General features: G+C 50.0%; 25 protein-coding genes. 13 read left to right on the top strand and 12 right to left on the bottom strand.

The annotated features are described in order from the left end of the window. Window position 1 precedes the first annotated feature (1 nt). The gene (locus AC3ISQ_RS14765; RefSeq protein WP_489353303.1) at window positions 2–1,465 is read left to right on the top strand and encodes a HAMP domain-containing sensor histidine kinase; all 1,464 of its coding nucleotides are present in this window, start codon (window positions 2–4) and stop codon (window positions 1,463–1,465) included. Here the strand turns inward: AC3ISQ_RS14765 and AC3ISQ_RS14770 are convergent. From AC3ISQ_RS14770 to ygbI, 8 genes are all read right to left on the bottom strand, one after another. Beyond that, the gene (locus tag AC3ISQ_RS14770; protein ID WP_489347677.1) at window positions 1,451–2,176 is read right to left on the bottom strand and encodes a fimbrial biogenesis chaperone; all 726 of its coding nucleotides are present in this window, start codon (window positions 2,174–2,176) and stop codon (window positions 1,451–1,453) included. The two genes, AC3ISQ_RS14765 and AC3ISQ_RS14770, sit on opposite strands and share 15 nt — an antisense overlap. Further along, complete coding sequence (locus AC3ISQ_RS14775; protein WP_489347679.1) at window positions 2,173–3,522, bottom strand: fimbrial protein; 1,350 nt, start codon at window positions 3,520–3,522, stop codon at window positions 2,173–2,175. Before AC3ISQ_RS14775 ends, AC3ISQ_RS14770 begins: the two co-directional genes overlap by 4 nt. Window positions 3,523–3,540: 18 nt before the next feature. Next, window positions 3,541–6,144 carry a fimbria/pilus outer membrane usher protein gene (locus AC3ISQ_RS14780; RefSeq protein ID WP_489347681.1) on the bottom strand — a complete coding sequence of 868 codons (2,604 nt, stop codon included), beginning with the start codon at window positions 6,142–6,144 and terminating at the stop codon, window positions 3,541–3,543. Window positions 6,145–6,198: 54 nt separating this feature from the next. After that, on the bottom strand, window positions 6,199–6,942 hold the full coding sequence (locus AC3ISQ_RS14785) for a fimbrial biogenesis chaperone (protein ID WP_489347683.1): 744 nt from the start codon (window positions 6,940–6,942) through the stop codon (window positions 6,199–6,201). A gap of 55 nt (window positions 6,943–6,997) precedes the next feature. After that, the gene (locus AC3ISQ_RS14790) at window positions 6,998–7,525 is read right to left on the bottom strand and encodes a fimbrial protein (protein WP_489347685.1); all 528 of its coding nucleotides are present in this window, start codon (window positions 7,523–7,525) and stop codon (window positions 6,998–7,000) included. 799 nt (window positions 7,526–8,324) lie between these two features. Next, window positions 8,325–8,975, bottom strand: a complete 651-nt coding sequence (locus tag AC3ISQ_RS14795) for a helix-turn-helix transcriptional regulator (RefSeq protein ID WP_489347686.1) — start codon at window positions 8,973–8,975, stop codon at window positions 8,325–8,327. 228 nt (window positions 8,976–9,203) lie between these two features. Next, window positions 9,204–10,031, bottom strand: a complete 828-nt coding sequence (locus AC3ISQ_RS14800) for a winged helix-turn-helix domain-containing protein (protein ID WP_489347688.1) — start codon at window positions 10,029–10,031, stop codon at window positions 9,204–9,206. A 543-nt stretch (window positions 10,032–10,574) separates the two neighbouring features. Continuing rightward, the gene (gene ygbI / locus AC3ISQ_RS14805; protein WP_489347690.1) at window positions 10,575–11,339 is read right to left on the bottom strand and encodes a DNA-binding transcriptional repressor YgbI; all 765 of its coding nucleotides are present in this window, start codon (window positions 11,337–11,339) and stop codon (window positions 10,575–10,577) included. Between the two features lie 274 nt (window positions 11,340–11,613). On the opposite strand from ygbI, the gene ltnD reads away from it, so the two are divergent. From ltnD to AC3ISQ_RS14835, 6 genes are all read left to right on the top strand, one after another. Then, a complete protein-coding gene (gene ltnD / locus AC3ISQ_RS14810) occupies window positions 11,614–12,528 on the top strand; it encodes an L-threonate dehydrogenase (RefSeq protein ID WP_489347691.1) in 915 nt (304 codons plus the stop codon). Further along, the gene (gene otnK / locus AC3ISQ_RS14815) at window positions 12,528–13,790 is read left to right on the top strand and encodes a 3-oxo-tetronate kinase (protein ID WP_489347693.1); all 1,263 of its coding nucleotides are present in this window, start codon (window positions 12,528–12,530) and stop codon (window positions 13,788–13,790) included. The genes ltnD and otnK overlap by 1 nt, the downstream gene beginning before the upstream one ends. After that, on the top strand, window positions 13,787–14,419 hold the full coding sequence (otnC, locus tag AC3ISQ_RS14820) for a 3-oxo-tetronate 4-phosphate decarboxylase (RefSeq protein ID WP_489347695.1): 633 nt from the start codon (window positions 13,787–13,789) through the stop codon (window positions 14,417–14,419). Before otnK ends, otnC begins: the two co-directional genes overlap by 4 nt. A 3-nt stretch (window positions 14,420–14,422) precedes the next feature. After that, the gene (locus AC3ISQ_RS14825; protein WP_489347697.1) at window positions 14,423–15,199 is read left to right on the top strand and encodes an HPr family phosphocarrier protein; all 777 of its coding nucleotides are present in this window, start codon (window positions 14,423–14,425) and stop codon (window positions 15,197–15,199) included. A gap of 101 nt (window positions 15,200–15,300) precedes the next feature. After that, on the top strand, window positions 15,301–16,671 hold the full coding sequence (locus AC3ISQ_RS14830; protein ID WP_489347699.1) for a GntP family transporter: 1,371 nt from the start codon (window positions 15,301–15,303) through the stop codon (window positions 16,669–16,671). 39 nt (window positions 16,672–16,710) lie between these two features. After that, complete coding sequence (locus tag AC3ISQ_RS14835; protein WP_489347701.1) at window positions 16,711–17,241, top strand: GNAT family N-acetyltransferase; 531 nt, start codon at window positions 16,711–16,713, stop codon at window positions 17,239–17,241. Between the two features lie 81 nt (window positions 17,242–17,322). On the opposite strand, the gene ompX is transcribed toward AC3ISQ_RS14835, so the two are convergent. Continuing rightward, entirely contained in the window at window positions 17,323–17,841 is a 519-nt protein-coding gene (gene ompX, locus AC3ISQ_RS14840) for an outer membrane protein OmpX (RefSeq protein WP_489347702.1), read from the bottom strand. A 396-nt stretch (window positions 17,842–18,237) separates the two neighbouring features. On the opposite strand from ompX, the gene rhtA reads away from it, so the two are divergent. From rhtA to glnQ, 5 genes are all read left to right on the top strand, one after another. Continuing rightward, a complete protein-coding gene (gene rhtA / locus AC3ISQ_RS14845; protein ID WP_489347704.1) occupies window positions 18,238–19,116 on the top strand; it encodes a threonine/homoserine exporter RhtA in 879 nt (292 codons plus the stop codon). A 35-nt stretch (window positions 19,117–19,151) separates the two neighbouring features. Then, window positions 19,152–19,616 carry an N-acetylneuraminate anomerase gene (gene nanQ / locus AC3ISQ_RS14850; protein WP_489347706.1) on the top strand — a complete coding sequence of 155 codons (465 nt, stop codon included), beginning with the start codon at window positions 19,152–19,154 and terminating at the stop codon, window positions 19,614–19,616. A 352-nt stretch (window positions 19,617–19,968) separates the two neighbouring features. Further along, the gene (gene glnH, locus AC3ISQ_RS14855) at window positions 19,969–20,712 is read left to right on the top strand and encodes a glutamine ABC transporter substrate-binding protein GlnH (RefSeq protein ID WP_489347708.1); all 744 of its coding nucleotides are present in this window, start codon (window positions 19,969–19,971) and stop codon (window positions 20,710–20,712) included. A 103-nt stretch (window positions 20,713–20,815) separates the two neighbouring features. Continuing rightward, a complete protein-coding gene (glnP, locus tag AC3ISQ_RS14860) occupies window positions 20,816–21,475 on the top strand; it encodes a glutamine ABC transporter permease GlnP (protein ID WP_489347710.1) in 660 nt (219 codons plus the stop codon). Beyond that, window positions 21,472–22,194, top strand: a complete 723-nt coding sequence (gene glnQ / locus AC3ISQ_RS14865) for a glutamine ABC transporter ATP-binding protein GlnQ (RefSeq protein WP_489347712.1) — start codon at window positions 21,472–21,474, stop codon at window positions 22,192–22,194. Before glnP ends, glnQ begins: the two co-directional genes overlap by 4 nt. 39 nt (window positions 22,195–22,233) lie before the next feature. Here glnQ and rlmF read toward each other — a convergent pair whose 3' ends face one another. Continuing rightward, a complete protein-coding gene (rlmF, locus tag AC3ISQ_RS14870) occupies window positions 22,234–23,202 on the bottom strand; it encodes a 23S rRNA (adenine(1618)-N(6))-methyltransferase RlmF (RefSeq protein ID WP_489347714.1) in 969 nt (322 codons plus the stop codon). A gap of 192 nt (window positions 23,203–23,394) precedes the next feature. On the opposite strand from rlmF, the gene AC3ISQ_RS14875 reads away from it, so the two are divergent. After that, window positions 23,395–23,670 carry a hypothetical protein gene (locus tag AC3ISQ_RS14875; protein WP_489347716.1) on the top strand — a complete coding sequence of 92 codons (276 nt, stop codon included), beginning with the start codon at window positions 23,395–23,397 and terminating at the stop codon, window positions 23,668–23,670. Between the two features lie 153 nt (window positions 23,671–23,823). Here AC3ISQ_RS14875 and ybiB read toward each other — a convergent pair whose 3' ends face one another. Both ybiB and AC3ISQ_RS14885 read right to left on the bottom strand, forming a co-directional pair. Further along, window positions 23,824–24,780, bottom strand: a complete 957-nt coding sequence (gene ybiB, locus AC3ISQ_RS14880) for a DNA-binding protein YbiB (RefSeq protein WP_489347718.1) — start codon at window positions 24,778–24,780, stop codon at window positions 23,824–23,826. Window positions 24,781–24,815: 35 nt separating this feature from the next. Continuing rightward, window positions 24,816–25,445, bottom strand: coding sequence for an FMN-binding negative transcriptional regulator (locus tag AC3ISQ_RS14885; protein WP_489347720.1), 630 nt, complete (start codon window positions 25,443–25,445; stop codon window positions 24,816–24,818). Window positions 25,446–25,493: the final 48 nt, after the last annotated feature.

The following is a 25,493-nucleotide window of genomic DNA, read 5'->3' on the forward strand; positions in this document are numbered from 1 at the left end:
GATGAAAAACCTCACACTAACGCAACGCCTGACCCTAATTTTCGCCCTGCTATTATTAGGTTGTTGCTCGCTTTCCGCTTGGTTGCAGGTGCGTAGCAGCACTCAATATAGTCAGGCAGTGATCCAGCGATTGTCTGGCAATTTGGCGCAGCATATCGCCGAGAGCAATCCATTATTAGGTCAAAATGGACTGAATACCGCTTCGGTTAGTACCTTGTTCGATCAACTGATGGCGGTAAACCCGAGCGTTGAGGTTTATCTGCTCGACAAGCAAGGCAAGATTATCGGTCATGCCGCGCCAGAAGGGCATTTAAAACGTCAACAGATCAATCTCCATCCGATACAAACCTTGTTGGCTGGGGGAAATTTGCCGATCTACGGCGATGACCCACGTAGCCTGAATACAAACAAAGTGTTTAGCGCCGCGCCGTTGAAGGTCAACGGACAAACCGAAGGTTACCTGTACGTGATTTTACTCGGTGAAAATTACTACGCGCTGACCAACAACGCCCAGATTGATTCAGCGGTGAGAATGGCTTTATGGTCGATGGGCTTAGTCGCGCTGTTCGGCTTATTGGCTGGGGGTTTTGCCTTCCGTTGGGTTACACGTCCGATTCGTCATTTGACCCAGCAAGTCAGCACGTTAGACCGTGGCGGACTAGCAGCAGTACAAGCTTATGCGGCAACACCGCCACCCACTGCCGGGCGCGATGAAGTCAGCCAACTGCAACTGGCCTTCAGCCATATGGCTCAGCGCATTACCGAACAATGGCAAACGCTGACCCAGCAAGATCAGCAACGCCGTGAATTCATCGCCAATATCTCGCACGATCTACGCACCCCGCTGACCTCATTACACGGTTATCTGGAAACGCTGTCGGTGAAATCGGCCAGTTTGAATGAAGAGGACCGCCAGCGTTATTTGGAAACCGCATTGGCGCAAAGCCGCAAAGTAGGCCGGTTGGCACAAGAGTTGTTCGAGCTGGCGAGACTGGAATACGGCGTGGTGAAACCACAAAAAGAGCCGTTCTCACTCAGCGAGTTGGTGCAGGATGTGTTCCAAAAATTCGAGTTGGCGTCGGAAGCCAGGCAGCAACAACTGAAAGCCGACATCCAACCGGGTATCCCGCTGGTTAATGCCGATCTCTGTTTGATTGAGCGAGTGCTGACCAATTTGTTAGATAACGCGATTCGCCATACCCCACAAGGGGGCGAGATTGAAGTTCGTCTGTGGGCGCAAGACAGGCAAGTGATGGTGCAAATCAACGATAGCGGCCCTGGCATCCCACAAGAATTACGTGCCGATCTGTTTATGCGTCCGTCGATCCTGACCAACGCTCGCCGTCATGCGGGTGGACTGGGGTTGATGATCGTGAAGCGTATTTTGCAACTGCACGACAGCGATATTCAGTTAGTAGAGCAATCCACCAACGGTGCTTGCTTCCGTTTTTCACTGCCCTATTGATTGGTTACCCGCTACCGCGTTGCCATCATCGTTGATGGTGGCATATTGGATGGCATTGGGTTGCCAAGTTGCGTCGCCGCTGAGATCCACCTGTTTGCTGGCGAAAGGCGCTAACATCCCGATCTCCGCCGCACGCGATTGTTTGCCGCCGGTCACCTGCGCCGCGCTAAAGGTAGCGTAATACGGCGTTGGATTCTCGACGTTCAACGTCAAGGTTCCCGGCTTCCTGATCACACTGAATTTTTGACTTGCCGCCAATTTATCCACCACCGGTTGCAAACCCTGCGGGCGATAAAACATTTTCAGTTGCAGGCGTACCGCCACTTTCAGCGCCGAAACGCCGGGCGGGAGTTTGGCATCCGTCGGCGGGATCTCGTAAATATTCAACCAATAGAGCGATTCACGATCCTTCGGTTGCTTAATTTGCGTAGCCAACAGCCGCAGATTTTTCTTCTCGCCGGGTTCTAAGCGAAAGATCCCCGGTAGCGGCATCACTGGCACCTCACCCGCCGTTTCTGGTGTGCCATCCGGCGCACCGTTATCAATCCAAGTTTGGACAATCACCGGGTAATTATTACCGTTTGCCAACATCAGCGACTGCTCACGGTCGGCGGCAGAAAATACCACACGTGATGATTCAACAATGACCCCGGCTCGCACCACGCCGCTGAACAACAATATCGCTATTAACCCGATCGTCTTTCGCATCATTGCACCTGAATAATGACTTGTGCCGTGGCGCTCACTTTGCCCGCAGTGACCGTCTTGCCCGGTATGGCTTTCAAGGTCGCATTCAAGGTTTTGGTGTAGCTGGTTAAACCATTGCCCACTGAACCGGCGGAAGCATCATCCAACACCGGATACCACCCCGCGGCATTGCCCCCCAACGCCGCGCCACTTAAGGTGCTCAGCAGATTCAGCGTTGCTCCATTAGTCCGTGAAATTTGTATTCCAACGCCGGTAGCCACGGTCGAATCAGTACCATAACCGTCCGACAGTAAATAACTGACGCCGGAGCCAGAGGTGCCCAACCCTTCGTTCACGGCAGCAGCGGCGTTAGCCGGATTCACCAAAATCCCCATCGCCGTCTGGTTCGCAGCAACGCCACTGTTTAATGTCGTCAGGCCGGTATTGGCCGGCGCACCGGTCTGACAATCGAACTGAATGGTCACAGGGACTTGACGCGTCACTCCCGATCGCAACTCCCCCACGGTAATGGTTGGAAAACGCACCGTCGGTGTCACGTTATTCACCATGCAACTGGCCGAACGGCGAATATAGAGTCGGTTATACAGGTTTGTGGCTCCCGGCCAATCAGCGTACCAACCGCTGTATTGCGACAAAGAATCCGCGCCAATGCTCAATCCCGGAGAAAAAGCGCCGCCTTTAAAGGCAATATAAGTCGCTGGCTGTGAGTGCGCGATAATCCCAGTTCCAGTCATCGGCCCCATCGCACTGTTCAGGCGGAACAGTTCTATCTTGGTGTCGCTGAAGTTTTTCACCTTAACCAATAACCACCCTTTTGAATCGCTATCCAAATCGGTTAACGGTCTGGCCTTCCAGTAACGCGAGTAATATTCCCCGGTCGCCAAGTTAGTCGCGCGTAATGCCAAGCCTCTGGCATAGGTTTGATAAGTTTCCGGTAAACCGTAAGCAGAACCCACGTCATCGCGCCCGGCATAGGCCGAGTCACCGTTGGTGGCGTAATATTCATACAGTTTGCCCGCCTCATCCGCCGTGCAGCGGTATAAGATTTGATCGGCATCGTAAGCCTGCGCCCCAGCATTCAAAATGCTCACGCTTCCACTGGCGATCAAGGTTCCATCTGGCTGGAAAGTGCTGTTGTTGATGTTGATTACCGTCGGGGTTGAACCTGTCGATCCCGAAGTATCAATCGCACCGCTCCAGGCTTTTGCCGTCCCTTTCCCCGGCTCGGTGTAATAGTTCGAGCTGGGCGTATTATTGACGGCAGTAATGCGATAACAGGCAGCCCAAGCCGGTGCTGACAGCCACATTCCGGCAGTCATCAACGCAATGACGGTGAAAAATTTACGCATAAAATCGGCCATCCTTATTTAAATACTGCGGCACGGTAATGCCAAACGGTAAAGTGACTGCGTCATATCCTGCCCACGAAGATCGTATTTCAAGGTGCATTGTTCAGTCGCTGAATCACCCCATTTCACCCGCAGCATCCCTTGCTTTCCCGCCGCTCTGGCGTAGATCTGATTACCTTGTCCAACCAAGCCGACGACGGCGTTGCTATCGTCATAAACATTCGCACCCAGCGGCAACATGCCCTCTTCCGCAACCGGCAGCTTGATCAGCAATGCGTAACCCTCCAATGTTTTGAAGCGAACTTTCACCGCCGCACCCGCATAAGGCGCGATGCGTTGCTGGTTTTCGGTCAGTTCTGCGCTCTGGTTTTTAATCCCTTTCGAGTCCAAAGCGATGTCGTTATAACGATATGGCACCAGTGATGGCACGATGGCATAACCAAAGCGGTCAATCCGTGCGCCCATGCCGTTCATCACTTCGGCTCCGTTACCGCCTTCGGCTTCAACTAAAGCAAAGGTATCGCCGAGATAAGGCCCCAACGTCACACCACCGGAGTGAGCAACTACCGCGCCACGTGCACTAACACCACCTTGCGTGTAGTTCTTGCCGTGTGACAGACTGCCGCCAATGGTCGCGACTGGCAGTTGTTGCGTCAGGCTAGCCCCCAAACTGCTGCCAGTGCCGCCGTTGTCATAAGCCCCGTTCAGGGTGTAACTCAGGCGTTGATCTTCACCGAGCGTACCCGCCAACGAACTTTGATACTGAGTGGTACCATTGTTGCCCGATTCCTGGCTCACCCCAGCGGACAGGATCGGCGAACGCGATCCGCTGCCCAATGGAACCGAGACTGAGAACATAAAGACATTTTGCGTCGTACCGCTATTGGTCGTCGCTGCATCCTCTGCCGACTGCACGCCATAGGTGGTGCTGCCGGTCTGCTGGCGACTGAGCGACAGGTTATAGCTGACGGTTCTATACGTGTTTGAATAAGCTAGCTGATACTGAGTGTCACGCCCACGACCACCGCGATAGGTGTTGGCCGAACCGGAAAAATAGATCAGGCCGTAATCGCCCAACCCTTGGCTGATACTGGCAACAAACTGCTCACTCTGCTGATAGGTACTGGAAGTCCAAACCGCATCTTGATCGCGTGCACTGCGCAGCCCGAGCACATCGCTGAGATCGCGATAACCTTCGGTTGAGTAGCGATAACCCGCGAGTGCCAAGGTGGTCGACGTCGGATTAAATGTGCGGCTATAGGTCGCGCCAACTCGCCAACCTTCAAGCGTGTCGCCCCACATATCGGCACGCGAATAGACCGCGTTCGTTCCTAACGCACCAAAGCGACTGGCCAAAACCGCACCGCCCAGCAATGCCTGATAACCATCAGAAATACGAACGCCGCTGTTAGCGGTGATAGCGTTGGTCAAACCGGTTTGATAGGTGAGATCGGCAAACATCGCATCGCTGTCACCAATGTTACGTACCTGTCCGGCTGAGAGATTGAAATGCGAGCGCCCCGGTCGCATCGAATCCGGCACGGCAGAAAATGGCACGGTATAGGAAGATACACGGCCATCCGCTTCTTGTATTTCAACCACCAGATCGCCTTGATAGCTGGTCGGATACAGATCGTCGATCACGAACGCACCCGGTGCGACCGTGGTCTGATAAATTTGCGCTCCCGATTGGCTAACGGTCACTTTGGCGGTGGTTGATGCCACACCACGAATGGTCGGCGCATAACCCCGTTGGGATTCTGGCAACATGCGATCGTCGGTTTCCAATTGCACACCGCGAAAACCCATACTGCTGAACAGGCTGCCGGAGGTGAAACTGTCACCTAAGGTCAACGCACTGTTCAAGGTTGCGAGTGGGCGTTGCACATAAGTACGCACCGAATTCCAGCTACTGTTACTTGGGCTGGAGTCGCTGGTATAACGGGTGTAGCTCGATTGTTGGCGTAATTGCCACAGCCCCACGTTAATCCCCGAATTCAGCCCAAGATAGGTCGAGTCAGTGGTGTTGCCCGACGCCTTATTGCGATAGTAGTTGGTGTCATAATTCACAAATGCTACCGACTCACCAGCAGACAGATCGGCAGTAGACACCGCGCCGCGCGCTTGGCGTTTCATCAACGCCTGCGGAACTAACAAATCCAAACGCAGACGGGCAAAATCAAAACGGCTGCTGGCTCCTTCAACCTGTTGGGCAAGACGCAGACATTGCTCTTGGTCGTCAGTGGCTTTAATGCTGGTCGGTAAAATCCCGACCGCAATCAGCGCATCACGCGAGAAACAGGGTGATACGGTTTGTTGCTTATCCGCGTTAAAAACCAGCGATTGGCGAGCGTAAAAATCACCGTTGACGAATACATCGACCTGATAGGTTCCCGGCTCCACCGAGTTGGCTTTATTAAAACGCGCAATGCTGTCTTGTTCTTTGGCTTTACCGACTAACATGCTGTCGTCAAATTCAAACTGGTTGGTTGCTGGTTGCTCTGTGGCGGAAAATACCAGCGATGGGAACAAACACAGTGCCAACACCAACGGCTTCAAGCGGCTAATGCCACTTGGAATAGGATCAAAATAGCGGTATTGGGTCATGGTGAGCTGATGCATCCCTTTAATCCTTTAAAATGGAAGACCGTTCTGGTGGATATGGCAATAATTACGTTAGGGTTGTAACGTCGCCTCTGCGGTGGTGTGTCCGCCGTAGTCATTGACCAAGGTGAATTTGACCTTCTGCGCTCCGGCTAGCGCTTGACCCGTTTTGGCTATTTTCCAACTAGCCTGAGACTTGGGCGGCACCATACTCGGCGTAAACGAGAGCGGTTTATTCCCCGCCATCACCGTGGCGTTGATCAACGAAGCGTAATAGCCAGAATCATTTTTGGCGGTCAGTACCCAGTGCTTACCGGTAGAACTCAGTGAGAATTGGATTTGTTGGCTGACCTTATCGCTTCCACCCACGATGCCTTTCGGGCGGTAGAAGATTTTCATGCGGTTACGCAGTACCACTAGCATTTGGTTTTCTGCACCACTTGCGGTGTTTTTCGGTGGGATTTGTACTGTGTTCAGATAGAACACCGATTCCCGATCCTGCGGTAAATTCTTACCGGTAAAGACCAAACGCACCGATTGCCCAGTTTTAGGTTCAATGCGGAATAACGCTGGCACTACCACGAAAGGGCCGTCGGCATTATCTGGCGTTGAGGTTGGATTATCGATATCCGACCACATCTGCATGACGTAAGGAATATTGTCGTTATTGGTCAGTTGCACGGTTTGTGACTGTGCATCTGCGGGATAAATAACCCTGGTGTTGAGCATCACTACGCTGGCTATCCCCGGTTCAGCAAGAAAAAGACACAAGCCGGAGAGCGCAAATAACAGTTTGCCGAAAGGTTTGATAACCACGTTAAGATCCTTCTTAAATAGCCCCTTCCGGCTATAACCGAAGGGGCTAAGAGACTTATTGGTAAGAAACGCTGTACTGCACGCTACCCAAAACAGAACCCGGCGTTGCTACGCCTTCTGAATAGTATTCAACAGCAAAATCATGGGATGCAGAGGTGGCATTAGCGGCCAGAGACAGACCTACAGCACCGGTTTGGCCTGTCAGATCCAAGGCGGTAGCGGGTGCAGTTGGGTCAACCAATTGCAGTGACACATTAGTCGCGGTACCGGTGTTACCCATACGGCCATTGGCAGTCAGGTTGTTACCCACGAAAATAGTTTTAATCGCGACGGCAGAAGCTGAAGCAGTACAACCTGTCAGGCTGATAGTAAAAGGCGTTTGCCCAGCAGTAGAACCCGAGGTCGCTAAATTGGCAGTGGCCACTGTCGGCAACAATACCAACGGTGATGAAGCGTTACCGTTGATGTTAACAGCACACGTTTGGTCAGCAACTTCACCCTGGAAGTTAATGGTATTGTTCGCCAATGCGGAAGTAGATAAAGCCGTACAAGCAATAACAAACGCGATTTTCTTCATGTTCATGGTGTCTTTCCCTTTAGAGTCAATATTAGGCAGGTTGTTGAACAATGTTCCCTTCCGCCCGGTTCCTGTGTAACTACGTTTTCTATTAGCCTCGTGATCAGCTTTTTCTTGGTTATCAGTTCAAATAACCTTAAGAAAAATCCTTCACATATAAGCCAGCCAATCCTTGAAAATGTGTGGTGTGCTTTTGCTGATTAGCTTGCTCTGCCGAAATCAATCCTATCTCATAATAAGACAAATAGAATCATTAACTACCAAAAGAAGAATATTTAGATTTTAATTCTGCATTTAATGTTTTCATTCTCAATATTAAGAAATTAAATCTAAACAGCATATTACATCAGAATATTGAACTAAGATTATTCCTACAAAAATAAGTTAGATCAGAAAACAATCCTGACCCGATATTAAGATGATGATTTAAATTACCTAGATTACGCCAGTAAGTGATTCGGGTGAGTGAGCGTAGCCAACACAGATGCAGCTTCAAGTATGACGGGTATAGCAAAGGAGCCGCTTTTGGCTCCCTTGCTTGGTGGTGATTATCTTGGGTATAGGGAACAACGCCTATACCCTAAATAATTGGAGTTGCATCGAGGCGGCAACCGAGTGAATCCCGATGAGCTTACGCCAGTAAGTGATTCGGGTGAGCAAGAGCAGCCAACAAAGATGCAGCTTCAAGTATGACGGGTATATTGAGCAGCCGAAACTGACACCTCGATGGCGCTTGCAATAAGAAAATTCATCGCGGCTAATGAGGAAAGGGGTTAGATATTCACTGAACTATGTTATCGAAGAACTATGTTGCCGAAGGACTACGTTGTCGGAATGCCAATAACATCAAAATAAAATCGGCCTGGTTAAAACACAGTTTTCGCAGGATATTCAACTTATGGCTGCTCACCGTTTTATAAGTCCGCTGCGTGTTATCGGCAATTTTCTGGGCACTAAAACCGGAAATCATCAGTGCTAGCACCTGCCATTCACTACTCGATAGCCTTTTTACCTCGGTGGGTAAAGAATGCAATGCCATAATCCGTTGGATATTAGGGCTATGATAACCCAATCCATAGCGAGCAGAAGTTATACCATTTAGCACGCAATCCAAATCATCACGCTTAGAAACCAGTGAAATACGTGGTATCGCCGCTAACAAATACACGATGCTGTAGTTTTTTACATCAGTAAATACCATCCAAGCCGTTTCCGGCCAGAACTCTTTCGCTTGCAAGATAAAGCGTACTCCCTCATAGAGCCGCTCGTTACTGCTGTAGAGTTCCATCACGACAGTTTGATGTGAGTTTTGCTCCAAAGCCGTAGTCAGCTCATGTAGCGTCCCTACTTGACTTGAATGGATGATCGCGGGTTGCAAATAAGCCTCCAGCCCGAATCGAACCCAAGGCATGGAGTCATAGAATATGAAATTCCCCGTATTGATTTTTCGTTGCATACATTCCCTCGTTATCTGCGGATATTGGCAAGTAAAGGCCAATCGCGGTAAAGCTCCAAGAATTTTCTTATTATAAACAAATGGAAAACCCACAACCGTATTAAACTGGGTTGCGTCAGGATTAAGCCGTTAGCCACTGATTTTGTTTTTTAACTCAGTATAAAAATAAACAGCCATAGCTATTATTCGCAATTAATCACTAACAATAATCGGATTAGCATCCCGTCATTAAGGCAGTTGCTCATTTTGCAGACCGTAACAAATCTCAATGCGATGCTCACGGGCAATCTTACATCGCAAGATAAACAAGCGTGATATGCCAGAAATATAGGAACGGACTTGGTTACTCTTGACCACCAAGAGGTATTCATCCCCAGAGCATTGAGCATGTTGTCCGGTAGAAAAGGCTAATACATCACGATCTAACCCAGGATCATGAACTTCAACCCGGCCAGTGGATGAAAGGAAAACTTTGCAACTCCCTGAATCACCGATATAACGCTCTTGTCTGACGCCTGTGCTGGTAAAAAAAACGGTTAAACCAATCATTAAGGTCACGGTGACGGCCATTGCTGCGCTGATGATCGCCCAGCAACGTAATGCACCGTGCTCAGCTCGCACTGTAGGGATAATAACCGGGTCTTCAGCCGATTCTAGGTCATGAATTAATGTTCTGGTCGCCAAATAACTGTCGTTTGCCATGGGCATAAACTGTTCTTCATCGCAAGCTTCAATGGCAATATCGCGGCTCAGCATAAATCCCACTTTTGGGACCGTAATAATCACTTCTTCATCGATTCCCAACGTTTTTAACATCCTACGCAGTTTGCTAACGCACTGATTAAGATTATTATTGCTGGAGATCATGCCATAATCATCCCATACCTTGCGGAATATCACTTCGCGGCCGACGGGTTCGCCATGATGAGTAATCAATAAGAGTAATAACCTCTTAGAAGGATTAGAAATAGGAAGCGGATCGTCTGAGAAATCCTTTAGGCTCAGGCTTCCTGTGTCCGCATCGAAAAGAATGTGTCCATTAATTCTATATTTCATATTATCCACTGTGGTTCGGCATTCAATGTTACAAAAACATCAATAAAAAGTTTAAAAAGTTAATTACCAGAGCACTATAATAGAAACCTTAATAAATCAGGCAATTAACAGAGGATTTTTATCTCGACCTCCTTTTTTCGCCCCTGCATAGGAAAATTCTTATTAATTATAAACAAAGGTTATACAAAGAACATGGGTAATGACATATTTAAATGTAAAAATTCTTAAAGTTAGATTTTTATTTTGTAAAAATTAAAATTTAAGACTCAAAACGATCAGCATTTAAGCGCATATCATTTTTTTAACAAAAAAATAGTCCTAAATTAATATTGATAGGCATCAAGTAAATATCAACCCATTCCTTTCGCACAAAAATATTTTATATTTTCAAAAACAAATACAAAATGAAAGCAAATGCCTTCATTTATTGTTTATCACGATCCGGGATTAAATATGTGTACTGGAATTGTCTTACAAATAACAATAGGGAAATAATAGATCAGCAATTGGGCGTATTTATACCCAATTGCTTGCAAGCACCCTTCAGTTTTCTGCACTCACTAATGTAATACCTGCTTGTTGAATTGCCTCACGCGCGCTGGCTGGCAAGTTCTCATCGGTGATAATCGCATCGAATACCGAGATGGGCAGTGCCAGATAGGTCGCGACCTTACCGTATTTCGAGGTATCGCTCAGCAAAACACATCGACGGCTAGCATCTACAATCGCCTTCTTCACCACCACTTTGTCTTCATTCGGCGTAGATATACCTCGCAGGCTCCAAGAAGAAGCCGAAATAAACGCCAAATCGATAAACAGATTACGTAACGCTAATGCCGCAGCTGCGCCAACGCAGGAGCGGTTTTCACGGCATACGCTGCCACCGGTATGGATAATATTGCAGCGGCTATTTTCGATCAGATAGCTGGCAATGACAAAATCATTGGTCACTACCGTTAGGTCATCGCGATCGTGAATATGCCGTGCCAAAGCTAAAGTAGTGGTTCCTGCATCCAGATAGATGCAACTGTTCATCGGGATTTGGCGCGCGGCCAACTGACCAATAACCGCCTTTTGCTGGCTAAACATCCCTTCTTTATCTTGGTGAGAAGGCTCTGCCGCCAAACGCTCCACCGATTGCACGCCACCCGAAACACTCAACACCGTGCCCTGCTCTTCTAACTTCTGTAAGTCACGGCGGATGGTCATGTGTGAGACCCCCAACCGTTCGGTCAATTCGGCGATGCTGACCACGCCGCGCTCGGCGACCAACGCTAAAATTTGTTGATGGCGTTCTACTGGGATCACGGTTTCTCCTCACTGTGACAATGATAATAATTGTGATTTTACGTCAATTCTCGTTCAGTGACAGTAATGCTTCTGGTTGCTGCGAGATCGGTCACAATCCATCATAAATGATAAAAAACAGTTGGATAACCCATTTATCAGGCTATTTCACGTGTGAATCATGGGTTTCTAGTGTTGTTAATAATTGTGAAGACGATCACCGAAGCCGGCACTAATAACGCTTATATTTAACACATCAAAACAAATTATCACTAAAATTAACAGGAGACACTGAATGACACAGCCAAGGGATTATTCAGTTTGTATCGTAGGTTTAGGCTCAATGGGTATGGGTGCAGCGCAATCTTGCATCAAAGCCGGGCTGACTACCTATGGTGTCGATCTAAATCCACAATCACTTGCCACACTGCAACAAGCGGGTGCCAAACAAGCCGCCACTAGCGCCAATGCCTTCGCCGCCGAACTGGATGCAGTGCTGTTATTGGTGGTTAATGCCGCTCAGGTTAAACAAATTTTGTTTGATGCCAATGGATTAGCTAGCCAATTGCGGCCTAATACTCCGGTGATGGTTTCTTCTACCATTTCCGCCGCCGATGCCAAAGAGATTGAACAGCAATTAAAAACCTTTGGCCTGAATATGCTGGATGCCCCCGTTTCCGGCGGTGCCGCCAAAGCCGCTGCCGGTGAAATGACGGTGATGGCTTCCGGCAGTGAAACCACCTTCGCCCAGTTGCAACCGGTACTGGATGCGGTTGCTGGCAAAGTGTACCGCATCGGCGATGAAATCGGTTTAGGTGCCACGGTCAAAATCATCCACCAATTACTGGCTGGCGTACATATCGCGGCGGGGGCAGAAGCGATGGCATTGGCATCACGCGCCGGTATCCCACTGGATGTGATGTACGACGTGGTGACCAATGCCGCCGGTAATTCCTGGATGTTCGAAAACCGCATGAAGCATGTTGTAGACGGTGATTACACACCGAAGTCTGCGGTCGATATTTTCGTTAAGGATTTGGGGTTGGTTGCTGACACGGCCAAAGCGCTGCATTTCCCGCTGCCGCTGGCCTCTACCGCCTTCAATATGTTCACCTCTGCCAGCAATGCGGGTTACGGTAAAGAAGATGATAGCGCCGTGATTAAGATCTTTGCAGGTATCTCTCTGCCACAGAAAAAGGAGAACGCATAATGCGGCTCGGAGTGATTGCAGACGACTTTACCGGCGCCACCGACATCGCCAGTTTTCTGGTAGAAAACGGTCTGCCGACGGTACAACTTAATGGCGTGCCATCCAGTGATGCACCGATTGACGCTCAAGCGGTGGTTCTCAGCCTAAAATCTCGCTCCTGCCCGGTGGAACAGGCGGTTGAGCAATCTTTACAAGCGTTGGCTTGGTTGCAACGTCAGGGCTGTCAGCAGTTTTACTTCAAATACTGCTCCACCTTCGACAGTACCGCTCGCGGCAATATCGGCCCTGTTACTGATGCTTTGCTCAACGCGTTGGGAGAGAGCCAAACGGTGATATCCCCTGCGCTGCCGGTCAATGGCCGCACCGTCTATCAAGGCTACTTGTTTGTCATGAATCAGCTGCTGTCTGAGTCCGGGATGCGTAACCACCCGGTCACGCCAATGACTGACAGCAATCTGCTGCGTTTGATGGAAGCACAAGCCGAAGGCCGTTGCGGTTTGGTCAGCGCCAGCGAGATGGACAGTGGTGCTGAAGCAGTAACAGAAAAATTGCAGCAACTGGTGCAACAAGGTGTTCGTTACGCGGTGTTAGATACGCTGAACGAGCAACATCTGCTGACTCAGGGCGCAGCGCTGAAAAATATGAAGCTAGTGACTGGCGGCTCAGGGCTAGCGATCGGTCTAGCGCGTCAATGGGCGCAGCCGGGCCAGCAAAAAGCGCAGGCTGCAGGTGCACCACAAGGTGAAAAAGCCGTGGTACTTTCGGGTTCTTGTTCAGTAATGACCAACCAACAAGTTGCCCGTTACCGTCAACAAGCCGCAGCACAAGCGCTCGACGTTGCCCGCTGTATGACTGAATCCGACTGCACGGCTTACGCTGATGAACTGGCTCATTGGGTACAACAACAAGCGAAGGGTGCGCTCGCCCCGTTGATCTATGCCACCGCCGAGCCAGAAAAACTGCATCAGACTCAGCAGCAATACGGTGTTGAAGCCGCTAGCCAAGCGGTCGAGGCATTATTCGCTCAACTCGTTAAGTTGCTGCAACAAGCCGGATTCAGCCGCTTTATCGTTGCAGGTGGTGAAACCTCCGGCGTCGTGACACAAGCGCTGAACATTGGTGGTTTCCATATCGGCCCTTGTATTTCCCCCGGAGTGCCTTGGGTACGCGCCATCGAACAACCGGTCTCATTAGCATTGAAATCGGGTAATTTCGGCGATGAGAACTTCTTCGCCAGAGCACAAACGGAGTTCCCGATATGATGTTAAGTTCTGAACAGCAGGCACGTGAAGAGATGGTGCGCTTGGGCGCGTCCTTCTTCCAACGTGGTTACGCCACCGGTTCAGCCGGTAACCTTTCTCTGTTACTGGAAGACGGCAACCTGCTGGCAACACCGACCGGTTCCTGTTTAGGTGAGTTACAGGCCGATCGGCTGTCTAAGGTCAGCCTGACGGGGGAGTGGATCTCCGGTGATAAACCATCGAAGGAAATCAGCTTCCACCGCGCGCTGTACCTGAATAATCCCGAGTGCAAAGCGGTGGTTCATCTGCATTGCACCTACCTGACCGCCCTGTCCTGCTTGGAGGGGTTGGATACTAAGAATGCCATCAAACCGTTCACCCCTTATGTGGTGATGCGTGTCGGTGAAGTGCCCGTGGTGCCTTACTATCGCCCCGGCGATGTGCGGCTGGCGGAAGACCTCGCGAAACTGGCGCCCACTTATCGCGCCTTCCTGCTGGCCAATCATGGTCCGGTCGTTACCGGCAAAGATCTACGGGCCGCAGCAGACAATACCGAAGAGATGGAAGATGCGGCAAAACTGATTTTCACCCTCGGCGACCGCAAAATCCGCTATTTGACCGATGATGAAATTGCTGAACTAAGGAACTGAATCATGCCTAAATTTGCTGCTAATTTATCGATGATGTTCAACGAACTGCCGTTTCTGGATCGTTTTGAGGCCGCGGCTAACGCGGGTTTCAAAGCGGTAGAATTCCTGTTCCCGTATGAATACCCTGCCGCGTTATTGGCGGAGAAACTGCAACAACATGGTCTGCAACAGGTGCTGTTCAATACCGCGCCGGGTGACGTGGCGGCGGGTGAATGGGGATTGGCGGCACTGCCGGGTCGCGAACCTGAAGCCCGCGTCGATATTGATCGCGCGTTGGAATACGCCATTGCGCTGAAATGTCCGAATGTCCACGTCATGGCGGGTGTGATCCCGGAAGGGGAAGACTGGCATCGTTATCGCGATACTTTCGTCAGCAATATTCGTTATGCCGCCGACAGCTTTGCCAAACACGGTATCAAAGTCCTGATCGAAGCACTTAGCCCACAGGTGAAACCGCACTACCTGTTTAGCAGCCAACATCAGGCAGCCAAATTACAGGCGGCAGTCGATCACCCAAATGTGTTTATCCAATTCGACTTCTTCCACGCTCAGTTAGTCGGCGGCAACATCAGCGATCTTCTCAAGTCACTGACAGGACGCTACGCTCACATCCAAATCGCCTCTGTGCCGGATCGTAACGAACCGGATGATGGTGAGCTGAATTATCCGTGGTTGTTCAAGCAACTGGATGAAATCGGCTATCAAGGCTGGATTGGTTGTGAATACAAACCACGCGGCGAAACCACTGCCGGACTAAGTTGGGTAAAACCGTACCTGTAAATATCGCGCTAACACCAGTGCTCTAACCCTATAAAAAATAAGGCATCCGTATCGCTTTCGAGCGATCGCGGTGCCTATCTTTACCCTACGAAGGTTGTGCTATGTCTACATCGATGTTGCTGTTAATTGCTGTTTTAGGCGTCGTGGGGCTGTTACTGATGGTGATTAAAGCCAAAGTTCAGCCGTTTATCGCTCTGCTGGTGGTCAGTTTACTGGTCGCCTTAGCCAGCGGTATTCCAACTGGCGAAGTGATGAAAGTGATGACCGCCGGTATGGGCGGCGTACTGGGTTCCGTCACCATTATTATCGGTTTGGGCGCGATGCTCGGCCGGATGATCGAGCATTCCGGTGGTGCCGAATCACTGGCACAACGTTTCAGTAAAGCATTGGGGCCAAAGCGCACCATTGCCGCACTCACCATCGCCGCGTTTATTCTCGGTATCCCCGTATTCTTTGATGTCGGCTTTATTATCTTGGCACCGATTATTTATGGTTTCGCCAAGGTCGCCAAAGTTTCACCGTTGAAGTTCGGCCTGCCCATGGCCGGAGTGATGCTAACTGTACACGTGGCACTGCCGCCCCATCCGGGCCCGGTTGCTGCCGCCGGTTTGTTGAATGCTGACATTGGCTGGTTGACCATATTGGGTATCGCCATCTGTATTCCAGTCGGGATCATCGGCTACTTTGTGGCGAAATACCTGAATCGTAAAAACTATCCGCTTTCCGTTGAGGTGTTAGAACAACTGCAACTCGCCGCACCAGAGCCAGCGCCGGAAGGTAAAACACCGTTGAGCGATCGCATCAATCCGCCGAGTGCCGGTTTGGTTTCTGCCTTAATCGTCATCCCTATCGCCATCATTATGCTAGGCACCGTTTCTGCCACCTTGTTAGAACCCGGCTCCGCATTGCGCGATGCATTGGGGCTAATTGGCGCGCCTGCCGTTGCCTTGATGATTGCCCTACTGCTGGCTTACTACTTCTTGGCGGTTCGTCGGGGTTGGAGCCTGCAACATACCAGCGACGTGATGGGCGCGGCCTTACCCACGGCGGCAGTGGTGATTCTGGTTACCGGTGCGGGCGGCGTATTCGGCAAAGTCTTGGTGGAGTCTGGTGTAGGTAAAGCGTTGGCAGAGGTGTTGACCACCATCGGCCTACCGTTGATCCCCGCGGCGTTTATTATTTCACTCGCTCTGCGCGCCTCTCAGGGCTCCGCTACCGTCGCCATCCTGACAACCGGCGGTTTGCTGTCGGAGGCCGTCAGTGGGTTGAATCACCTGCAACTGGTGTTGGTGACACTCGCCACCTGCTTCGGCGGCCTGGGACTGTCGCACGTTAACGACTCAGGTTTCTGGATCGTCACCAAATATCTGGGGCTGTCAGTCTCCGATGGTTTGAAAACCTGGACGGTATTGACCACCATTCTGGGGTTAAGTGGTTTCCTGATTACTTGGGCGCTATGGTTAGTGGTATAACACTAGGCGACCACCGTGACATAAACAGGAAAAGCATTGATGACAACCTTTACCCGTGCTCCACAACTTGTGACCGAACGTCTGATATTGGATGCGCATACGCGCGAAGACTTTGACGCATTATCCGCAATGTGGGCCGATCCCGAAGTGGTGCGTTATATCGGTGGCACGCCGCGCGGTCGTGAGGACTGCTGGAGCCGCCTATTGCGTTACATCGGCCACTGGCAGTTAATGGGCTACGGCTATTGGGCTGTGCGTGAGAAAGCGAGCGGTGCGTATATCGGTGATATTGGTTTTGCTGACTTCCAACGCACGATGGCACCTGCTCTCGACGCACCAGAAATGGGCTGGGCACTTGCCAGCGCGGCGCATGGCAAAGGCTACGCCACAGAAGCCCTGAAGGCGGCTTTAGATTGGGCATCGGAGAATTTCACCGAACGCCACGCGGTCTGTATTATTTCCCCGGACAATCAGCCCTCACTCAAACTAGCAAAAAAAGTCGGTTTCCGTGAAAGCCACTTCAGCGAATATCATCAAGAATCTATCATTGTGATGACTCGCCCACTGTAATCCGCTGAATTTAGGCAAAAAAAATCCGCCAATCGAGGCGGATTTTTATCGCTATGGTCAACTACCCCACAGGCTGAAATCTTAGAAGCGGTAACCTACACCAACACTCCAGATACCCACGTCAACGCTACGGATACGACTCTGCTCGTAACCAACGTCCAGGGCAACGTCCTGAATTGGGTTGAACTGCAGACCAGCACCATAGGTGAAGCCATAGTCGCTGGTGTCGTAACGGGTGTCACCAGTTTGAGCGTTAGCTACGTTTTTACCGTAAGCAACACCTACTACACCGTAGATGCTTGCCCAGTCATTGAAACGGTAAGCAGGACCTGCAGTGATGGAGTTGTATTGCGCTTTGTTATAAACGCCAGACTCAGCACGGTCTTTTTCTACGTGAGTGAAAGAACCGATCACACCCAGGTTGCTATCGTCGAACTCGTAACGATACTTCAGGTTGAAACCGTCAGCTTTGTTAGCAACACCTTGCAGGTCGCCTTGAGCGTAACCTGCTGAAACAGTGCTTTTACCAGCAAATGCGGTACCGATGCTAGCTGCGAATACGCAAGCTGCTACTGCGGAAAGACATGCAATTTTTTTCATAACCACCTCAAACGCGTTTTATTTTTAAGTAAATCCATTTGTTGTTGCTTTGTGAATATAACAAAAAATAGTGTGAAACTCTGCCAAGAAATCACTGTCTAACGCTTTATAACGTGTAACGAAAAGTTTCAAGCACAGTCTATCACTTTCATTTTGCTATAAATTCGCACGCATTCTACGCGCAAATGTGACATAAATCACTCATTTAATATTAGGACGAGTCCTAAAAAAACGTATACATTTTGCTCACAACTCATCAACCCACCTTAAGCTACAGTAATTTTTTCACGTAAGATGCTTTTCACAGGCAGCGTCCAGCCAATTCATTTACACTAGCGACATCTTTTTTCCGTCCTCCCAGATTAAGGGCGATGTACTAAACAAAGGTTCAATGGAATGTCTTCCTCTAAAGCGTCTTCCACGCTGTTTCCTATTTGCTTACTGCTGATTGCCATGGTTTCGATTCAGGGCGGAGCATCGTTGGCCAAAAGCTTGTTCCCGATAATTGGTGCAGAAGGGATCACCACCTTACGTCTAGGCATCGGTACGCTGATTCTGTTTATTATTTTCCGTCCGTGGCGTATGCGTTTCGCTGCCGGTAGCCGCTTACCCTTGCTGATTTATGGGTTGGCATTAGGGGGCATGAACTACCTGTTCTATCTCTCTTTACGTACCGTACCGCTGGGTATCGCCGTAGCGCTGGAGTTTACCGGCCCACTAGCCGTTGCTATGTTCTCTTCCCGCCGCGCCGTGGATTTTTTATGGGTGATATTGGCGATTGTCGGGCTGTGGTTCCTGCTGCCACTGGGAAGCGACATGGGCAGTATCGATCCGATGGGCGCACTCTGCGCTCTCGGTGCCGGTGCCTGTTGGGCGATATACATTATTTTCGGCCAGAAAGCCGGGGGCGACCATGGTCCAGGTACCGTCGCTGTGGGTTCGTTAGTCGCCGCATTCGTCTTTTGCCCGATCGGTGCCTGGCAAGCGGGTAGCGTGCTATTGAATGTGGATGTTCTACCGGTCGCCTTGGCAGTCGCCATCCTCTCAACTGCGCTACCTTATTCGTTGGAGATGATCGCGTTACCGAAAATCCCAGCGCGTACCTTCGGAACCTTGATGAGCCTTGAGCCAGCAATGGCAGCACTTTCCGGCATGATATTCCTGAACGAACATCTAACGCTGGTGCAATGGTCAGCGTTAGCGGCCATTATTGCCGCTTCAATGGGTTCAACCTTGACCATCAAACCCAAACCACAGATCGAACAACTTTCCTAATTTTGGTTCAATCAATTGAATAATGGAGAATAAAATTGATTTATAGCAGCGTATATAACCCCCGTTACGGCTATGGATTGTCGCCGGTATTACGCGATACCTTGACCCAACTTCGTCAACTCAACCTCGATGAACTACCGCTAGGTCGGCATGAGATCGATGGTGACAAGATTTTTATGACTATCTACGAGCTCACGACAGAACCAGCGGAAAGCAAACAAGCCGAGATTCACCATAATTATCTTGATATCCAAATCTTGGTACGTGGAGAGGAACGTATTGAGTACGGTTTACCCGCCAGCTGGGACGACGAAGAACTTTATGACGAGGAAAAAGATATCCAGATGGTGGATATCCAACGTAGTCCGCAAACCGTGGATCTAAAAGAAGGCATGTTTGTGATTTTCTTCCCGCATGAACCCCATAAACCGGGCTGTCAGGTAAAAGGTGCCAAGAAGATCAAAAAAGTGGTGGTAAAGATTCACCGCGAACTTTTGTAATCGTCCATTTCGCCGGTCGTCTGACCGGCTTTCCTCCCACTCTTCATCCATTTGCTACATTCCAGTGCTACAAAAGTTAGAGTCAGGTATCAATATTGAAGCAAAATGGTTAACTACAGGTTGTTTGCAGGATGTTATTTGGTTCATGATAGGCCGCTGCACCATAAGAGTTGCCCTGCGCCATTTCGGTGCCCACTTATAGTGCAAAACTATAACAATTCGCATTAGTAACACAACATTGCATCACAACCCTTTGTTTTTATAGTAGTTGAAAACATGGCACGATTTTTTCATGACACCAACTGCAATATAAAAAATAGGTAATCAACAACCTGTACAGGAAATTCCACTCATGAAGTCAATTTTCAAAGTCTCCCTGGCCGCACTCTCTCTGGCCTTTGCCGTAAGTTCTCACGCAGCAGATAAATTGGTTGTCGCGACCGACACCGCTTTCGTTCCTTTCGAATTCAAACAAGGCGACAAATACGTTGGTTTTGATATCGATCTGTGGGCTGCTATCGCCAAAGAACTGAAGCTGGACTACACCCTGAAACCCATGGACTTCGGCGGCATCATCCCTGCTCTGCAAACTAAAAATATCGATCTGGCACTGGCGGGTATCACCATTACCGAAGAACGTAAAAAGGCTATCGAATTCTCTGATGGCTACTACAAAAGCGGCTTGTTAGTGATGGTTAATGCCAACGACGACAGCATCAAAAGTGTGAAAGACCTGGATGGCAAAGTCGTGGCAGTGAAAGGTGGTACCGGCTCCGTCGATTACGCTAAAGCCAATATCAAAACCAAAGATCTGCGCCAATTCCCGAACATCGACAACGCCTACATGGAGCTAGGTACCAAGCGTGCTGACGCCGTGCTGCACGATACGCCAAATATCCTGTACTTCATCAAAACTGCCGGTGCGGGCAAGTTCAAGACTGTTGGCGAATCACTGGAAGCTCAGCAATACGGTATCGCATTCCCGAAAGGCAGCGACGAATTGCGTGAGAAAGTGAACGGCGCACTGAAAACTTTGCGTGAAAACGGCACCTACAACGCAATCTACAAAAAATGGTTCGGTACCGAACCTAAATAACTCACTGATGAAGTTGGCAAATTATTAAGTTCAGCACAAGGAAGGTCGTTCCATCCCTGTGCTTTGTTGTTTCCCAATTTTTTGGGATCACCGGGAGATTATTATGCAGTTCGATTGGAGTGCCATCTGGCCTGCCATTCCTATTCTTTTAGAAGGTGCCAAGATGACCTTGTGGATTTCGGTCCTCGGGTTGATTGGTGGCCTGATTATCGGCCTGGTTGCCGGTTTTGCTCGCACCTACGGCGGCTGGATCGCCAACCATGTGGCATTAGTGTTCATCGAAGTGATTCGCGGTACGCCGATTGTGGTTCAGGTGATGTTTATCTACTTCGCCCTACCACTGGCCTTTAGCGATCTACGCATCGATCCTTTCAGTGCCGCCGTGGTCACTATCATGATCAACTCCGGTGCTTATATCGCCGAGATCACCCGTGGTGCGGTGTTGTCGATTCATAAAGGCTTCCAGGAAGCAGGCTTAGCGCTGGGGCTTTCGCGCCGTGAAACCATTCGTCATGTCATCATGCCGCTGGCGTTGCGCCGTATGCTGCCACCGCTGGGTAACCAATGGATTATCAGTATCAAAGATACTTCGCTGTTCATCGTTATCGGCGTGGCAGAACTGACGCGTCAGGGGCAGGAAATTATTGCGGGTAACTTCCGCGCACTGGAAATTTGGAGTGCGGTGGCGGTTATCTATCTGATCATTACGCTGGTGCTGAGCTTTGTTCTGCGTCGTCTGGAAAGAAGGATGAAAATCCTGTGATTGAATTTAAAAACGTCTCTAAACACTTTGGCCCAACCAAGGTGCTGCACGATATCGATCTGAACATTAAGCAGGGTGAAGTGGTGGTGATCATCGGGCCTTCTGGCTCCGGTAAATCGACCTTGCTGCGCTGTATCAACAAGCTGGAAGAAATCACCAGTGGCGAGTTGATTGTCGATGGCCTAAAAGTGAACGATCCGAAAGTCGATGAGCGCCTGATCCGCCAAGAAGCCGGTATGGTGTTTCAACAATTTTATTTGTTCCCACATCTGACCGCGTTGGAAAACGTCGCCTTTGGCCCCATTCGTGTGCGTGGCCTAAAAAAACCTGCAGCCGAAAAGCTGGCGCGTGAGTTGTTGGCGAAAGTTGGGTTGGCAGAACGCGCCCATCACTACCCTTCTGAACTTTCTGGTGGTCAACAACAGCGTGTGGCGATCGCCCGTGCGTTGGCGGTGAAACCGAAGATGATGTTGTTTGATGAGCCGACTTCAGCACTCGATCCAGAGCTACGCCATGAAGTGTTGAAAGTTATGCAGGATCTGGCAGAAGAAGGCATGACCATGGTGATCGTGACTCACGAAGTGGGATTTGCGGAGAAAGTGGCTTCACGCTTAATCTTCATTGATAAAGGCCGTATCGCGCAAGATGGCGATCCGCATACCTTAATCAACAATCCACCAAGCCCACGTCTGCGTGAGTTCTTACAGCACGTGTCTTGATGTCTGCAATGGCGGGCGAATTATGCCCGCCATTTTCTATTACGACTGCCAGCGCTCTGCCGCCCAAGCCGCTTGCTGCGGCTCATCGTGGAACGTCCAGGCAATAAAACGACTGATCTTCTGCCCTTGCGCCATTTCGATGGTTCGTACTTCAACAGCCCCAGCCTGTTTTAATGCATAGTAAATCGCGGGTAGCGTGGTGTGTTTAGAGAGCAGCGAAGTAAACCACAAACAGTTTTCAGCCTTACCCACGCTCTCTTCCACCATTTTGCGAACGAAGGCTTCTTCCCCACCTTCACACCACAGTTCGTGATTTTTGCCACCAAAGTTCTGCACCGGTTTGTCGGCCACTTCCCCTTTGCCCAGTTTATGCAGTTTGCGGCGTGTGCTAGCGCGAGCTTCTTCTTCTGATCCGTGGAACGGTGGGTTACACACTACGGCATCAAAACGTTCTGCCACACCAATAATGCCGTCTAAGATCTGCTCGGGTTGTTTTTGATGACGTATACGCACGTTGTTTTTCAACGTCGGATTCATCGCCACAATCATTTTGACAGAGTTAAGCGCAACCGGGTCGATCTCAGAGCCGGTAAAGCGCCAACCGTACTCACGCAGACCCACAATCGGATAAATACAGTTAGCACCAATCCCGACATCAAGAATGGCGACGCCTTTACCGCGTGGGATTTCCCCGTTATTGCTGGTTGCTAACAAATCGGCCAAATAGTGCAGATAATCCGCCCGGCCAGGGATGGGCGGACAAAGATAGTCAGCAGGAATATCCCAATGTTCAATGCCATAAAAATGTTGCAGTAAAGCACGGTTCAGCATTTTTACCGCTGCCGGATCGGCAAAATCAACCGACTCATTCCCCCACTCGTTAACCCGCACAAACGCCGCCAATGCAGGGCAACTGGCGATCAATGCGGGGAAGTCATAGCGTGAGCGATGACGGTTGCGCGGATGCAGCTCTTTCTTCTGCTGCGAGAAGTTTTTCTTTTTTTCCACCGTGCTAGCTCTCTTGGTCGTTATTTCTGGCGCGTAAGATAACACATCCCGAACCAGTGACTCTTCATTGATATCCGTATGATCAGAAACTTTTTAATGTGTCTATACTGAATTGCTGTTGTTTTTTTTAACCAAATATTCATTGATTCTTGTTTATGACGTAGTTACCTCAATTTTCAGGAGAATACACTTATGAGCAATATCTTTACCCTCTATAACTCAGCATCTCTGGCAACAGGTCTTGGCATCAGCATGGCTCTCGCGCAAAGGCTCATTGACGAAAGTACAAAGCAGGGTGATCTGGAATCTGCGGTTAAAGCCATTCCAGCGTCACTATCATCCCGTGATGGTGGCCTTTCTGATAGAGGTATCCTTGGAGGGTCTGTAGGAGAGGGGGGTGTAGGAGGTATAGCAAGGGATGATTTAGGGGGTTATCCAGGGGGTGGCGACAGAAATCTTAATGAGTAAACAGCCCTACCAATAATCCCAAACTACTACAACTAGAATGTTCCTGTGCCCCTGGACTCCCTATATGTGATGAACCTAAAGGGAGTCTAGGTGTAGTGGTACACTGAATTTAGGCATACCACAATGCCCCTGAATTGGAGAGTGAGTTGTTCGTCAGATAATCGAATACTCCATCGCTTGCTCCAATGTCTCTGCCACACCAGTGGCAACCAAGCAACAGGCGACTTGACGTTGGAGAGCCATCGGGATCGCGATTTCTCCCGCCAAACAGCGCTCGGTCCAACGTGCCGTGGTTTCGGCATCTTTCGCCGTTGGGAGTTCGGGCTGTTCATCTTGTGCCGGGCGTTCCAACAAGATTTGCTGTTCACCATTAACGATGTAGTGGATCTGCGGGCAGCGCTGCGGATTGGCATAAGCCTCTCCTTCAGTGCCGTGCATTAACAAACCACGGGCACCGATCTGGCGGAAGAACGAGGCTACCCGCTCGACATATTCTGGGTGAGAAACGCTGGCAATACGCAACACATCATCATCACCAAATGGAGTCGCCAGTTTTGCTAAGGTATGAGCACTGTTTCGCACGCCCATACGCCAACGCAGGCTAAGCTGACTCTCTAGCGGTGCAGACAGCGCGGAAACAGGAATAAACACCGGCTTTCCGCTATTCAGTCGCTCTTGGGCATGTGCAGTATCTTCCGACCACGGAATATCGAGCGCTTTAAAGGTTTCGGCACTGGTCACGCGAGTGCTGTCGTCCAACACGCCGTGCACCACCACTGGTAATCCCACTCTCGCCAGCAACAGTGCTAACAACGGGGTCAAGTTAGCCTGCTTTCGTGCTCCGTTGTAGCTCGGTAGTACCACAGGCATCGGTCGGCCTACCGGTAGCTGCAAGCGCATAACCTGTTGCTGCATCGCCCGATAAAACCCCAGCATTTCCTCTTCGGCTTCACCCTTAATACGCATGGCAATCAGCACCCCACCCAGCTCCAACTCAGGAACCTCACCAGCTAACATCGCTTGATACAGTAGAAATGCGGTTTGCTGATCCAAGTCGCGCGCGTGATTTTTACCACGACCTATTTCTTTGATAATTTTGGTGTAATCCATCGTCGATTCCCCTAGAGCAATACGGCTAGCATACCTTATCTTCTTCGACGCTCAACCTCATCGGCCAACCGTTGCTGAGAACCATCACCAGCGCGTAGGCCGTTGATCACACCAGCTACATCTTCAACATTACGATTTTGGCTCAGTTTCCACTTGCCTTCGCGGCGAGTCACTGCAATTTCTATCCCGACGATGCCTTTCATTTGAGCAGCAATAAAGTTTTCTGGCGCATCATCAATCTGCCACGGTTCCGCTTGTCGCCCCTCGTTGAGAGCGGTCAGCCCTTGCAATTGCTGCCGTAACCAGTGCGCATCGTCGGTGACCGTTGGCACTCCCCACATTTGCAGCACCGTATAATTCCACGTCGGTACCACCTTGCCATGCTGACGTTTGGTTTCGTACCAACCAGGTGATACGTAACCTTGTGCCCCCTGAAAGACCACCAAACACTCCGCCGCAGTTTGGAGCAATTTCCAATGCCCATTGGCGCGAGAAACATGTGCCCGTAACGTAATTTGCTCATCGACCACATCAATGAGGAACGGGATCGGATCGGCCACTAGCCCTTGCTCACCATGGCTAATCAACATCCCTAATGGGTTATTACGCACGAGTTCCAGTTGGATATCCAAATCGTTTTCACGGAAAGCGGCAGGTTGGTACATGATAGTGAATTCCCTAATCAGGAGCTTAAGCTTTGAATTTACCGCTAA

Source organism: Serratia sp. KH_031, assembly GCF_057839655.1.